Genomic DNA, 13,020 nt, shown 5'->3' on the forward strand with positions numbered 1-13,020 from the left:
CTCAGCGAGTGATCCCACGAGTTGAAGCCTGAATCGAGTCGCGGAAGATCGCAACCTCGGGGAATGCCGCTGCACTTTCGGCCAGCTCGGTGAGTGCGGCCTCCACGGTCAACCCCTTGCGGTAGACGACCTTGTAAGCGTTGCGCAGGGCGTGAACGGCTTCGGCGCTGAAGCCACGACGACGCATGCCCTCGAAGTTCATGCTGCGCGCCTCCGCCGGATTGCCGAACACGGTGACAAATGCCGGTACATCCTTGCCGATCGCCGTGCCCATGCCGGAAAAACTATGGGCGCCGATATGGCAGAACTGATGTACCAGGGTGTAACCGGAGAGAATGGCCCAGTCGCCCACATGGACGTGACCGGCCAGCGCGGTGTTGTTGACCAGAATGCAATGATTGGCGATCACGCTGTCGTGGCCGATGTGAGCATAAGCCATGATCAGGTTGTGATCACCGAGGGTGGTTTCGGAGCGATCCTGCACGGTGCCGCGATGGATGGTGACACCCTCGCGAATCACGTTGTGATCGCCAATCACCAGGCGCGTCGGCTCACCCTTGTACTTCAGATCCGGCGTATCTTCGCCAACCGAGGAGAACTGATAGATGCGATTGTGCCGACCGATACGGGTCGGCCCTTTGATGACCACATGCGACGCGATCACCGTACCCTCGCCAATTTCGACGTCCGGACCAATGATCGACCATGGGCCGACCTGGACGTCATCCGCCAAGCGAGCCGCAGGGTCGATGATGGCGCGAGGGTCGATCAAACTCATATCTTCTGTTCCGCGCAGATGATTTCTGCCGAGCAGACCGGCTTGCCCTCGACGCTGGCACGACAATCGAACTTCCAGATGCCGCGTTTGGCGCTGATGAAGGAAGCTTCCAGGACCAGCTGATCGCCCGGAACCACCGGCTGACGGAAGCGCAGCTTGTCAGAGCCGACGAAATAGTAAAGCGTGCCATCGGCTGGCTTGACGCCCATCATCTTGAAACCAAGCAGACCGGCCGCCTGCGCCATGGCTTCGATGATCAGCACGCCTGGCATGATCGGATGCTGTGGAAAATGCCCATTGAAGAACGGTTCGTTGATGGTCACGTTCTTGTAGGCACGAACGCGCTTGGCCTCGACGTCCATCTCCGTCACACGGTCCACCAGCAGGAACGGGTAGCGGTGAGGCAAATATTCGCGAATCTCGTTGATATCCATCATGTCAGGAAAGAGCCTGTAAAAAAGTATAGGGCCGCCTGCGCTGAAAGCCCGCGCGAGCACTGACAGGCATTAACCCCGAAAAAAACCGGATCAGACGGTAAGCTCAGGCATCAGAAGCCGGATTCTGACCCTGAGTCACGGTAGCCAGGCTTTTCTCCAGCTGTTGCAGCCGGCGAGCCATGTCATCCAACTGACGAATACGCGCCGCACTCTTTCTCCAATCGGCAGCATTCTGCATCGCCGTGCCCGAGGAGTAGCTTCCGGGTTCCGTGATCGAGCGCGTGACCATCGTCATACCCGTCACGAACACGTTGTCGCACACTTCGATGTGCCCAACCATGCCGACGCCACCGGCGATCATGCAATTGCGTCCGATCTTGGTGCTACCGGAGATGCCGGCACAGCCAGCCATCGCCGTGTTGTCACCGATCTGCACGTTGTGCGCGATCATGATCTGATTATCTAGCTTCACGCCGTTGCCAATCAGCGTATCGGAAAGGGCGCCGCGGTCGATGGTGGTATTCGAGCCAATCTCCACATCATCCCCGATACGCACACCGCCGATTTGAGCGATCTTCTGCCAGGCACCTTTTTCCTTGGCGAAGCCGAACCCCTCACCACCGATCACGGCACCGGACTGGATCACCACGCGCTTACCGATCTGCACGTCGTGATAAAGCGTGACTCGCGGCGCGAGTCGCCCGCCAGTGCCGATTCGACTACGGGCGCCGACGAATGACTGCGCACCGATCACCACATCCGCCTCGATGGTTGCGCCGGACTCGATCACCACATAGGGACCAATGCTGGCCGACGAATCTACATAAGCATCGGCAGCGACCACCGCCGTCGGGTGAATGCCGCTATTCGCTACCGGTCGAGTCTCGAACAGGTGCGACGCGCGCGCATAAGCCAGATAAGGGTCGCTAACGACAATTGCCGCGCCTTCGTAGCCTTCAGCATCAGCGGGAGCCAACAACACCGCGGCGGCCTGGGTGGTCGACAGGTACTTGCGATACTGAGCATTGGCAAGGAAGGTCAAATGCGCCGGGCCCGCCTCCTGCAGGGTAGCGAGCCCGCTAATCGTCTGGTCAGCATCGCCGCGCAGGGTGCCACCCAGTTCCTCGGCCAGCTGGCCGAGTGTATAGACTGCGCCTGCCATATCAGCGCAGCTGATTCATGCGCTCGATGACCTGGCGGGTGATATCGAACTGCGGTTTGACATCCACCACGGCACCACGCTCGAACACTAGGTCGTAGTTGCCCTTCTTGATGACTTCTTCGACAGCCTGATCAAGCTTCGGCTTGAGCTGCTTGAGCATGTCCCGATCCGCCACAGCCTTTGCCTCGTTCAATTCCTTGGACTGGAACTGGAAGTCACGGGCCTTTTGCTTGAATTCGAGCTCCAGACGTTCACGCTCGGCCTGCTGCATCTTGTCGCCGTCCTTGACCAGGCGATCCTGAATACGCTTGGCGTCGCTTTCGAGTGTTTTCAGCTTGCTCAGTTGGGGGCCGAACTTCTTCTCCGCGTCGACCGCGTAACGTTTGGCCGCATCCGACTCAAGCAGCGCCATCTGATAGTTCATGACGGCGATCTTCATTTCGGCAAATGCTGGGGTCGCTACCAGCGCGGCAACGACGAGAAACAGTTGAGTCAACTTACGCACGGTAAACACCACTCCTGAAAGAAAGCACTGAGGCATCACGCCGCAATGTTAGAACGTTTGTCCCAGCGAGAACTGGAATACCTGAGTATCGGCTTCGTCCGGCTTGACCACCGGCATTGCCAGACTGAAGCTCAGCGGGCCCATTGCGGTAATCCAGGTCAGACCGACACCCACCGAGCTGGCCATATCGCCGAAGTCGATATCGCTGCAATTACTCGACTCTGTTGGGCAATTGGTGTTGTACACATTACCTACGTCCCAGAACACCGAGGTACGCAGCGAGCGCTGATCCTTAACGAACGGCATGGGGAACAGCACTTCCAACCCCCCCTGGATGAGTACGTTACCACCGAACGGCAGAGGATCCTGATCCGGGTCGGCGATGGTGCCTGGGCGCGACCCGTCACTCGGCGTGCTACGAGGGCCGAGGCTGCTATCCTCGAAGCCGCGTACCGAATTGAAGCCGCCGGCATAGTAATGCTCGTAGAACGGCAGGCTCGAGGTCGAGCCATAGGCGTCCCCGTAACCCAGGCGCGTATGCATGCGCAGGGTGTAATCCTTGCTCATCGGTACGAACAGCTGGCCGTTGTAGTCGAGTTTATAGAAAGACAGGTCGCTACCCGGAATAGTACTTTCGAATACCAGGCTCTGCGAATGGCCGCGAGTTGCGAGCACGCCGCGATTGAGGGTCGACTCGGACCAACCTGCAGATGCCTTGAAGTTGAGGAAGCTGTCGCCCTCCTCCTCCATGAAGTCGAAGATCTCGTCCACGGTATAACGGCCAGTATCAAGATCATCCTGCTGCACAGTCAGGCCGAATGACAGTCGAGACGTCTCGCTGATCGGGTAGCCGATGTTGATGCCGCCACCAAGGCTATCCACCGAATAACTGGAAACGTCGTAATCGAGCTCGTCGTAATCGGTGGTGCGATAGAAGGCGTTATACCCCAGGCTGACACCGTCTTCGGTCCAGTAGGGGTCGACGAAACCGAAGTTGTAACGCGTCTGGTATTCGCTGCGAGTCAAGCCCAGGGAGACCCGGTTCCCGGTACCGAGGAAGTTGTTCTGGCTGATGGAGCCACCCAGAATCAGGCCTGCGTTTTGCGCAAAACCGATGCTGGCCATGATCGAACCGGACGGTTGCTCCTCGACGCTGTAGTTGACGTCGATCTGGTCGTCCGTACCTGGCACCTGCGGCGTTTCTACGTTCACTTCCTTGAAGAAGCCCAGGCGCTCGAGACGAGTCTTGGATTGGTCGATCAAATAGGTCGACGCCCAACCACCTTCCATCTGGCGCATTTCGCGACGCAGCACTTCATCTTCGGTCTTGGTATTCCCGCGGAAATTGACGCGATTGACGTACGCACGCTTACCCGGATCGACGACGAACGTGATCGACACCGTATTGTCTTCGTCGTGAGCTTCAGGAACACCGTTGACGTTGGCAAAGGTATAGCCTTCGTTACCCAAGCGCCGTGTAATCAGCTCGGAGGTGGTGGTCATCACCTTGCGCGAGAACACCTGACCTTCTTTTGCCAGCAACAGCGCCTCGATCTCTTCCTGCGGAACCTTGAGATCACCGCTCAGCTTGACATCGCGCACGGTATAGCGCTCGCCTTCGTCGATGTTCACGGTGACATAGACGTGCTTCTTGTCTGGCGTTATGGATACCTGGGTCGAGGTGATATCCATGTTGATGTAACCGCGATCCAGGTAATACGAGCGCAGGCGTTCCAGGTCACCGGAGAGCTTTTCACGCGCGTACTTGTCGTCGTTGCGGAAGAACGACAGCCAGTTTGTGGTCTTCAGCTCGAACAGATCCACCAGATCTTCGTCCGCGAAGACAGAATTGCCCACGATATTGACGTGCTTGATCGCCGCCACCGAGCCTTCGTTGATCTTGATCTTCAACGCCACCCGATTACGCGGCTGCGAAATGACCTCGGTTTCGATGGTCGCCGAATAGCGCCCCTGGGCAACGTACTGGCGCTGCAGTTCATTACGTACACCCTCGAGCGTGGCCTGCTGAAAGATTTCCCCTTCGGCCAGACCGGACTGCTGCAAACCTGACAGCAGATCTTCGGTCTTGATCGCCTTGTTGCCTTCGATCTCGATGCCGGAAATAGATGGTCGCTCGACTACGCTGATGACCAGCACATCGCCATCCCGCCCCAGCTGAATATCCTGAAAGAAACCGGTTCGGAAGAGCGCACGAGTGGCATCGACGAGGCGATTGTCATCGGCGGGCTCACCCACGTTCAAAGGCAGAGCGCCGAATACGCTGCCGGCGGAAACCCGCTGCAGGCCATTGACCCGGATATCGGAAATAGTGAAGGACTCAGCGTGAACTTCGGCGATCATCAATGCGGAGATAACCGCAGGTAGCAGCAGACGTTTCATGAAGTCCTTTCTTATTCAAACCTGATAAATGAACCGGCGATTCGGCATGGCGACACTACGGATTCGGCATTACAGACGGCCAAGGTCATTGACCAGTGCAAGCAGCATCACCCCAACCACCAGGCTGATGCCGATCTGTACTCCCCATCCCTGTACCCGCTCCGACAGAGGACGTCCGCGGACCCACTCGACGACATAGAAGAGCAGATGGCCGCCATCGAGCACCGGGATAGGCAATAGATTGAGAACCCCCAGACTAATGCTCAGATAGGCGAGGAAATTGAGGAAATCCCCCAGGCCCGACTGGGCAGAAGCGCCCGCCACTTTAGCAATGGTTATCGGACCGCTCAAGTTTTTTACCGAGAGCTCCCCGAAGAGCATTTTCTTCAGCGAATCGAGGGTCAGCAGGCTCATGGTCCAGGTGCGCCTTACGCCTTCGACCACCGCTTCAAGAGGACCGAAGCTGACTTCGCGCAGCATTTCCGCTGGCCACTCACCACCTTCGACACCCGCCCCCAGATAACCGCGGCGCGCATCGCCTTCGCCACGCGCGGCCAGCGTCAACGACACATCGAGTCGCTCACCGGCGCGCTCCACCTGCAGCGATACCGGCTCACCGGGCAGTACCTTGACTGCGTCGATCACCTGCTGCCAATCGTCCAGTGGCTGCTGATCCATACTCAACAGGCGGTCGCCGAGACGAATACCTGCGGCCTGCGCCGGGCCTTCAGGATCCAACTGAGCGACCACTGGGACAATCTGAGGGCGCCAGGGTCTGATTCCGAGCGAGGTGATCGGGTCCGGCTCCTCCACGCCTTTCAGCCAATTTTGCAACGGGATCTGCAGGTGCTGCTCGCCAGAACCGCCAAGCTCTCGCACCGTCATATCGAGCTGACCGCTCTCGCCCAGGCGCCGTACCAACTGTAAATTGACCTCGGACCAGCCACTGACTGGCTTGCCATTGACCGCAACGATCTCCTGATCGACCGCCATCCCCGCCTGAGCAGCGAGACTGCCTGGCGCGACAGCACCGACAACAGGCCGCACCTGTTCGCTGCCAAGCATCGCCAGCAGCCAGAAGAACACCATAGCTAACAGGAAATTGGCCAACGGCCCGGCGGATACGATAGCGAAGCGCTGGCGGACGCTCTTGCGATTGAATGCACTGTCGAGCAAAGCGGGAGGCACGTCGCCCTCACGTTCGTCGAGCATCTTGACGTAACCGCCAAGCGGTATCGCAGCGATGACGAACTCGGTGCCCTGCCGGTCATGCCAGCGAAGCAGCGGACTACCGAAGCCAACGGAGAATCGCAGCACCTTCACGCCACAGCGGCGGGCAACCCAGAAATGACCGAATTCGTGAAAGGTCACCAACACCCCGAGCGCAACGAGGGTGCCGATGATCATGTAGAGCGCGCCCATATTTCCTCCGGGAGTGGGTCTGTTGACGTTTCGCTGCAAGCCGCGAGGCCGGCAGACCCTATCGCCCGCGGCAGCTCAACCAATTTTCGGCAGTTTCCCGAGCCTGGTTGTCAGCCGCCAATACATCTTCAAGGCAGACAGTCGGAACCGACGCCTCACGATTCAATACGTCGTCGATGATACTCGCGATCTCGGTAAAGCGGATGCGTCGATTAAGAAAGGCGTCAACCGCCACTTCGTTCGCGGCATTGAGCATCGCCGGCGCCGTACCACCGGTCTCCGCGGCCAGGCGAGCAAGCCGCAGACAAGGAAAGCGCAGGTCGTCCGGTGCGTGGAAATCCAATCGCCCAATCTGCAACAGATCCAGCGCTGGAACGCCGGAATCGATTCGCTCCGGCCAAGCCAAGGCATGCGCAATCGGCGTGCGCATATCAGGATTGCCTAGCTGCGCAAGCACCGAGCCATCCACGTAGTCCACCATCGAGTGGATAACGCTTTGTGGGTGAATCACCACCTCGACCTGATCTGGTCGTGCATTGAACAGCCAACAGGCCTCGATGAGTTCGAGGCCCTTGTTCATCATGCTGGCCGAATCCACGGAAATCTTGCGCCCCATCGACCAGTTGGGATGAGCGCAGGCCTGTTCCGGCGAAACATCCGCCAGAAGCGGCGGCGCGATATCTCGAAACGGCCCGCCGGAAGCGGTAAGCAATATCCGCCGCACGCCGACAGCACCAAGCCCCTGGGCATAATCGGCTGGCAAGCATTGGAAAATCGCGTTGTGCTCGCTATCGATCGGCAGCAACACCGCATCGTTATCGCGCAGCGCCTGCATGAACAGGGCGCCGGACATTACCAGCGCCTCCTTGTTCGCCAGCAACACTCGCTTGCCTGCCTGTACGGCGGCGAGAGTCGGCTTCAGCCCAGCGGCACCGACGATTGCAGCCATCACGACATCGACCTCGGGATGCCCCGCCACTTCGCTCAGACCGCCCTCACCGCTCAGCACTCGGGTGGTAATGCCATCGGACTGCAACTGGGCCTGAAACAGACCGGCTTGCGCTTCATCACCGACCACGGCGTAGCTCGGACGATGCTTGAGACAGAGCGAACGCAGTTCGTCAAGCCGGCTGAAGCCGGTCAGCGCAAATACGTTATAGCGATCCGGATGACGAGCGATGACGTCCAATGTGCTAAGCCCGATCGAGCCGGTCGCCCCCAGCACGGTGATCTGTAGAGGTCGCGTCACAGCACGCCCCAGCCAGCAAGCCACAAAAGCACCGTGAAGATCGGAATGGCTGCGGTAAGACTGTCTATGCGATCCATGACACCGCCGTGCCCGGGCAGCAGCTGACTGCTGTCCTTGATGCCCGAGCTACGCTTGAACATGCTCTCGGTGAGATCGCCGATCACCGAGATCAACACCACCACCGCCGCACCCAACAGCGCAAGCACCAACTCCCGCACCGACCAGCCGCGGTAGATGCCGACCGCCAGCGTGATCAGCAGACTGGTCAACAGCCCCCCTATCAGCCCCTCCCAGCTCTTGCCAGGACTGACCTGCGGTGCAAGCTTGCGCTTGCCGAACGTCTTGCCGGAGAAATACGCACCGATATCCGCAGCCCAGACCAGAACCATCGCGGCAAGGATCAACCAGTTACCCAGCGGCCACTGCTTGAGCACGACCAATGCCTGCCACGACGGCAGCAGGATCGCCAGACCGATCACCAGGCTGCCAGCGGAACCGCCCCAGAGACGACTGCTCTGCGGATAGGTCAACACCAGATAGGTCGCCGCCAGCCACCAGAGCACGGCAAGCGCCAATAACCAGGGGGCCAGCGCCGGAAGCTGATACAGCACGGCAAGCAACACCACGACCAGCGCCGCATAAGCGATTCTCACCGGCTGGCCGGCGAATCCAGCCAACCGGGCCCACTCCCAGGCACCGAGCGCAACGACCAGCCCAATGAAGATGGCGAAAGCGAGCCCATGAAGGAGGAAAAACCCAATGATCGCGACGGGCAGAAGAATGGCGGCGGTGATGATGCGCTGCTTCAGCATTCGGCCTTGACCTCGCTTTGGACCTGTTCACCCGTTTTGCCGAATCGCCGTTGTCGAGTGGCGAAATCGGCGAGCGCCTTGCGCATGGCAACGTGCTTGAAGTCGGGCCAATAAAGGTCGGAAAAATACAGTTCCGCATAGGCAAGCTGCCAAAGCAGGAAATTGCTGATGCGCCGCTCGCCGCCGGTGCGAATGCACAGGTCGGGCAACGGCATGTCACCAGTCGCCAGATAGCTCTGAAACAGAGCGGGCGTAATTTCCGCCGGATTCAGACGCCCGGACTGCGCTTCGGCAGCCAAGTGCTGAGCCGCCTGAAGAATGTCCCATTGCCCGCCGTAATTGGCGGCAACCTGGAGCACGAAACGATGATTGGCGGAGGTCATCTCTTCCACCTCCAGCATCGCGGCCTGCAATTCGGGATGGAAACGCGTGCGATCTCCGATGATGCGCAGGCGAATGCCATTCTCATCGAGCTTGCGTGCCTCACGCCGCAGCGCCGAGAGGAACAGCTCCATCAGCGCACCGACTTCATCCGCCGGGCGCTGCCAGTTCTCGCTGGAGAAAGCAAACAGTGTAAGCACCTCGACGCCGGAATCAGCGCAGACCTCAATCACGGCGCGAACCGCATCGACACCGGCTTTGTGCCCGGCCACACCGGGCAGCAAACGCCGCTTCGCCCAGCGGTTGTTGCCATCCATGATGATCGCCACGTGACGGGGTACGTTCCGCCCGGCGATCTGCCTGACCTTTTCCATGAACAACTCTACTTGCGCTAAAACACGCTGCGAACCAAAAGAAAAAGCTGCAAGCAACAGCTCGGTGGCATCAGCGCCGCCGCAGCACGAACCGGCTTCTGCGATTCAGGGCACGGCGGCAGCGATTCGATGCCGGCCTTATACGGCCATCAGGTCGCCTTCTTTGGCTTCGAGAGCCTTGTCGATCTCGGCAACGTACTTGTCGGTTAGCTTCTGGACGTCATCCTGGCCACGACGTTCCTCGTCCTCGCTGATTTCCTTTTCCTTGACCAGGTCCTTCAGCTGTGCAATCGCATCACGGCGGATATTGCGCACTGCGACTCGGGCGTTCTCGGCCTCTGCACGCGCCTGCTTGGTGTAGCCCTTGCGGGTTTCCTCGGTCAGCGCCGGCATCGGCACGCGGATCGTGGTGCCAGCGGTAGCCGGATTCAGGCCCAGGTCCGAGGTCATGATCGCCTTCTCTACCGCCTGGATCATGCTCTTGTCGAACACTGTCAGCGCCAGGGTGCGGGAGTCTTCGGCGATCACGTTGGCAACCTGACGCAGCGGCGTGTCGGCACCGTAGTAGGACACCATCACGCTGTCGAGGATGCTGGGGTGGGCGCGGCCAGTACGAATCTTGGCAAAAGCGTGATCCAGCGATTCCAGGGATTTCTTCATGCGCTCCTGCGCGTCCTGCTTGATCTCGTTGATCATTCGTTCGATTCCTCGATCAGAGTTCCTTCAGCGCCACCTAGCACGATGTTGAGCAGGGCGCCGGGCTTGTTCATATTGAAGACCCGCAGCGGCATGTTGTGATCGCGGCACAGGCAGATGGCTGTCAGGTCCATCACGCCGAGCTTGCGGTCCAACACTTCGTCGTACGTGAGTTCGGCAAATTTCTCCGCATTCGGATCCTTGAATGGATCTGCGGTGTAGACGCCATCGACCTTGGTGGCCTTGAGCACGACATCCGCCTGGATCTCGATAGCGCGCAAACAGGCGGCCGAGTCGGTGGTGAAGAATGGGTTGCCGGTACCGGCGGAGAAGATGACCACCTCACCGGTCTTCAAATGACGCATCGCCTTGCGACGGTCATAGTGATCGGTCACGCCGACCATGGAAATGGCCGACACGACCAGCGCCGGAATGTTCGAACGCTCGAGCGCGTCGCGCATGGCCAGCGCATTCATCACCGTGGCCAGCATGCCCATGTGGTCGCCGGTGACCCGATCCATTCCGGCTGCGGAAAGCGCCGCGCCGCGGAACAGGTTGCCGCCACCGATGACCAATCCCACTTCGACGCCGATGCCTACCAGCTGGCCGACTTCCAGAGCCATACGGTCAAGGACCTTGGGATCTATGCCGAAGTCTTCGGAGCCCATCAGGGCCTCGCCGCTCAATTTGAGCAGAATGCGTTTATAGCGAGGATTGCGTGCACTCATCTGCTGAGCCATTGGCGTGTTATCTCCTGCGGCGTGCTGTGACCAAGTCTGAATGACTCAGACCAAAAAATATCTGCGCTTTGACAGCTCAACCAGCGGTTGGTGCCAGGCGATGACTATAACGTGACAAAAAAACAATTCCGCTGCCCAATTCGACAAAGAGGCCGCGCGCGTGAGCGGGCAGCCTCTTTGCCAGAACCACCGAAGCGGCCTTATTTCTTGGTCGCAGCGACCTGAGCAGCAACTTCGGCAGCGAAGTCGACTTCGGCCTTCTCGATACCCTCGCCTACTTCGTAGCGAACGAAGGATACGATTTCGGCACCGGCTTTCTTGGCCAGCTCACCAACCTTGATTTCCGGGTTCTTGACGAACGCCTGCTCAACCAGACTGGCTTCGGCCAGGAACTTGTTGATACGGCCCTTGACCATGTTCTCGACGATGTTTTCCGGCTTGCCGGCGATCTTGTCGGCGTTGAGCTGCAGGAAGATTTCCTTTTCCTTGGCAACCAACTCTTCGGAAACATCAGCCGGGCTCAGAACGGCTGGGTTGCTGGCAGCCACGTGCATGGCGATATCCTTGGCCAGCTCGGCATCGCCACCCTTCAGGGTGACCAGCACGCCGATGCGGTGACCGTGCAGATAAGCACCAACCACTTCACCTTCCACCGCGGTCAGACGACGGATGTTGACGTTCTCGCCGCACTTGGCGACCAGCGCCTCGCGAGCGGATTCACGAGAAGCGATCAGCGGGGCCACATCGGTCAGCTTCTGCTCGAAGGCCTCGTCCAGGCTTTCCTTGACGAATGCCTTGAAGTCGTCCTGAAGAGCCAGGAAGTCAGTCTGCGAGTTAACTTCGATGATCAGGCCACGGCCACCTTCGACGCGAACGGCGATCGAGCCTTCAGCAGCGATGTTGCCCGACTTCTTGGCGGCCTTGATGGCGCCCGAGGCACGCATGTCGTCAATCGCCTTTTCGATGTCACCACCAGCGGCGACCAGAGCCTTCTTGCACTCCATCATGCCCTGACCGGTACGCTCGCGCAGTTCTTTGACCAAGGCTGCAGTGATTTCTGCCATGTTGGGAATCCTCTCGATTTGGTTTCTAAACCACTCACCCAATACACGGGTGATCAATTCGCAAGAGACAAAAAGGGGGCCTAGCCCCCTTTTTGTTCATCGGGTGTCACGCTGCAGTGCGCCGCACTCAGCCCTGAGCCGCTTCGGAAGCAACTTCCTCGACGAACTCGTCAGCGCCACCGGCACCGTTCTGGCGACCGCGCAGAACAGCGTCAGCCATGGAGCCGAGGTAGAGTTGCACGGCACGGATGGCGTCATCATTACCAGGAATGATGTAGTCAACGCCTTCCGGGCTGCTGTTGGTATCGACGATGCCGATGACCGGGATACCCAGCTTGTTGGCTTCGGAAATGGCGATGCGCTCGTGATCGACGTCGACGACGAACATGGCGTCCGGCAGGCCGCCCATATCCTTGATACCACCCAGGCTGCGCTCGAGCTTCTCGAGGTCACGGCTGCGCATCAGGGCTTCTTTCTTGGTCAGCTTCTCGAAAGTACCATCCTGAGACTGTACTTCCAGCTCGCGCAGACGCTTGATGGACGCACGAATGGTCTTGTAGTTGGTCAGCATGCCGCCCAACCAGCGATGATCGACATACGGCGAGCCGCAACGAGCAGCTTCTTCGCGAACGATCTTGCCGGCGGAACGCTTGGTACCCACGAACAGAATCTTGTTCTTGCCTGCAGCCAGCTTCTCAACGAAACGCAGCGCGTCGTTGAACATCGGCAGGGTTTTTTCCAGGTTGATGATATGGATCTTGTTGCGCGCGCCGAAAATGTACTTGTCCATTTTCGGGTTCCAGTAACGGGTCTGGTGGCCGAAGTGCACACCGGCCTTCAGCATATCGCGCATGGTGACTTGAGACATGATCAGTCCTCGAATAAGTCGGGTTAGGCCTCCACGCGTCCCGATATCCAACTCTTGCGAGCACCCAGGATACCGTGTCGACACGTGTGTGGGGTTAGGCTCGGCGGGGCCTACCCCGCTGAGCGGCGCGTT

The 13,020-nt window shown here is 59.1% G+C and carries 13 protein-coding genes; all 13 read right to left on the reverse strand.

Translation table 11 applies throughout. From position 1 onward, the window contains the following. Position 1: 1 nt before the first annotated feature. Positions 2 to 778, reverse strand: a complete 777-nt coding sequence (gene lpxA / locus P5704_005095) for an acyl-ACP--UDP-N-acetylglucosamine O-acyltransferase (GenBank protein WOF79875.1) — start codon at positions 776 to 778, stop codon at positions 2 to 4. After that, a complete protein-coding gene (gene fabZ / locus P5704_005100) occupies positions 775 to 1,215 on the reverse strand; it encodes a 3-hydroxyacyl-ACP dehydratase FabZ (GenBank protein WOF79876.1) in 441 nt (146 codons plus the stop codon). Before fabZ ends, lpxA begins: the two co-directional genes overlap by 4 nt. A 103-nt stretch (positions 1,216 to 1,318) precedes the next feature. Further along, positions 1,319 to 2,377, reverse strand: a complete 1,059-nt coding sequence (gene lpxD, locus P5704_005105; GenBank protein WOF79877.1) for a UDP-3-O-(3-hydroxymyristoyl)glucosamine N-acyltransferase — start codon at positions 2,375 to 2,377, stop codon at positions 1,319 to 1,321. 1 nt (position 2,378) lies between these two features. Next, the gene (locus P5704_005110) at positions 2,379 to 2,882 is read right to left on the reverse strand and encodes an OmpH family outer membrane protein (protein WOF79878.1); all 504 of its coding nucleotides are present in this window, start codon (positions 2,880 to 2,882) and stop codon (positions 2,379 to 2,381) included. Positions 2,883 to 2,930: 48 nt separating this feature from the next. Continuing rightward, positions 2,931 to 5,282 carry an outer membrane protein assembly factor BamA gene (gene bamA / locus P5704_005115; GenBank protein WOF79879.1) on the reverse strand — a complete coding sequence of 784 codons (2,352 nt, stop codon included), beginning with the start codon at positions 5,280 to 5,282 and terminating at the stop codon, positions 2,931 to 2,933. 69 nt (positions 5,283 to 5,351) lie between these two features. After that, the gene (gene rseP / locus P5704_005120) at positions 5,352 to 6,704 is read right to left on the reverse strand and encodes an RIP metalloprotease RseP (GenBank protein WOF79880.1); all 1,353 of its coding nucleotides are present in this window, start codon (positions 6,702 to 6,704) and stop codon (positions 5,352 to 5,354) included. A gap of 58 nt (positions 6,705 to 6,762) precedes the next feature. Then, the gene (gene ispC / locus P5704_005125; protein ID WOF81173.1) at positions 6,763 to 7,953 is read right to left on the reverse strand and encodes a 1-deoxy-D-xylulose-5-phosphate reductoisomerase; all 1,191 of its coding nucleotides are present in this window, start codon (positions 7,951 to 7,953) and stop codon (positions 6,763 to 6,765) included. Next, on the reverse strand, positions 7,950 to 8,765 hold the full coding sequence (locus P5704_005130) for a phosphatidate cytidylyltransferase (protein ID WOF79881.1): 816 nt from the start codon (positions 8,763 to 8,765) through the stop codon (positions 7,950 to 7,952). The genes ispC and P5704_005130 overlap by 4 nt, the downstream gene beginning before the upstream one ends. After that, positions 8,759 to 9,520 carry a polyprenyl diphosphate synthase gene (uppS, locus tag P5704_005135; GenBank protein ID WOF81174.1) on the reverse strand — a complete coding sequence of 254 codons (762 nt, stop codon included), beginning with the start codon at positions 9,518 to 9,520 and terminating at the stop codon, positions 8,759 to 8,761. Before uppS ends, P5704_005130 begins: the two co-directional genes overlap by 7 nt. Positions 9,521 to 9,658: 138 nt before the next feature. Then, positions 9,659 to 10,216: a ribosome recycling factor gene (frr, locus tag P5704_005140; GenBank protein WOF79882.1), complete on the reverse strand. Its 558-nt coding sequence runs from the start codon at positions 10,214 to 10,216 to the stop codon at positions 9,659 to 9,661. Further along, positions 10,213 to 10,956: a UMP kinase gene (gene pyrH, locus P5704_005145; GenBank protein WOF79883.1), complete on the reverse strand. Its 744-nt coding sequence runs from the start codon at positions 10,954 to 10,956 to the stop codon at positions 10,213 to 10,215. Before pyrH ends, frr begins: the two co-directional genes overlap by 4 nt. Positions 10,957 to 11,156: 200 nt before the next feature. Beyond that, the gene (gene tsf, locus P5704_005150; protein ID WOF79884.1) at positions 11,157 to 12,020 is read right to left on the reverse strand and encodes a translation elongation factor Ts; all 864 of its coding nucleotides are present in this window, start codon (positions 12,018 to 12,020) and stop codon (positions 11,157 to 11,159) included. 127 nt (positions 12,021 to 12,147) lie between these two features. Beyond that, complete coding sequence (rpsB, locus tag P5704_005155) at positions 12,148 to 12,888, reverse strand: 30S ribosomal protein S2 (protein ID WOF79885.1); 741 nt, start codon at positions 12,886 to 12,888, stop codon at positions 12,148 to 12,150. Positions 12,889 to 13,020: the final 132 nt, after the last annotated feature.

Origin of the sequence: Pseudomonas sp. FeN3W (assembly GCA_030263805.2) — a bacterium.
In the GTDB taxonomy this organism is placed as follows: domain Bacteria; phylum Pseudomonadota; class Gammaproteobacteria; order Pseudomonadales; family Pseudomonadaceae; genus Stutzerimonas; species Stutzerimonas stutzeri_G.

Excerpts from the sequence above, each read along its gene's own strand:
- lpxA (WOF79875.1), bottom strand. The coding sequence starts at position 778 with ATGAGTTTGATCGACCCTCGCGCCATCATCGACCCTGCGGCTCGCTTG.
- fabZ (WOF79876.1), bottom strand. The coding sequence starts at position 1,215 with ATGATGGATATCAACGAGATTCGCGAATATTTGCCTCACCGCTACCCG.
- lpxD (WOF79877.1), bottom strand. The coding sequence starts at position 2,377 with ATGGCAGGCGCAGTCTATACACTCGGCCAGCTGGCCGAGGAACTGGGT.
- bamA (WOF79879.1), bottom strand. The coding sequence starts at position 5,282 with ATGAAACGTCTGCTGCTACCTGCGGTTATCTCCGCATTGATGATCGCC.
- rseP (WOF79880.1), bottom strand. The coding sequence starts at position 6,704 with ATGGGCGCGCTCTACATGATCATCGGCACCCTCGTTGCGCTCGGGGTG.
- P5704_005130 (WOF79881.1), bottom strand. The coding sequence starts at position 8,765 with ATGCTGAAGCAGCGCATCATCACCGCCGCCATTCTTCTGCCCGTCGCG.
- uppS (WOF81174.1), bottom strand. The coding sequence starts at position 9,520 with ATGGAAAAGGTCAGGCAGATCGCCGGGCGGAACGTACCCCGTCACGTG.
- frr (WOF79882.1), bottom strand. The coding sequence starts at position 10,216 with ATGATCAACGAGATCAAGCAGGACGCGCAGGAGCGCATGAAGAAATCC.
- pyrH (WOF79883.1), bottom strand. The coding sequence starts at position 10,956 with ATGGCTCAGCAGATGAGTGCACGCAATCCTCGCTATAAACGCATTCTG.
- tsf (WOF79884.1), bottom strand. The coding sequence starts at position 12,020 with ATGGCAGAAATCACTGCAGCCTTGGTCAAAGAACTGCGCGAGCGTACC.
- rpsB (WOF79885.1), bottom strand. The coding sequence starts at position 12,888 with ATGTCTCAAGTCACCATGCGCGATATGCTGAAGGCCGGTGTGCACTTC.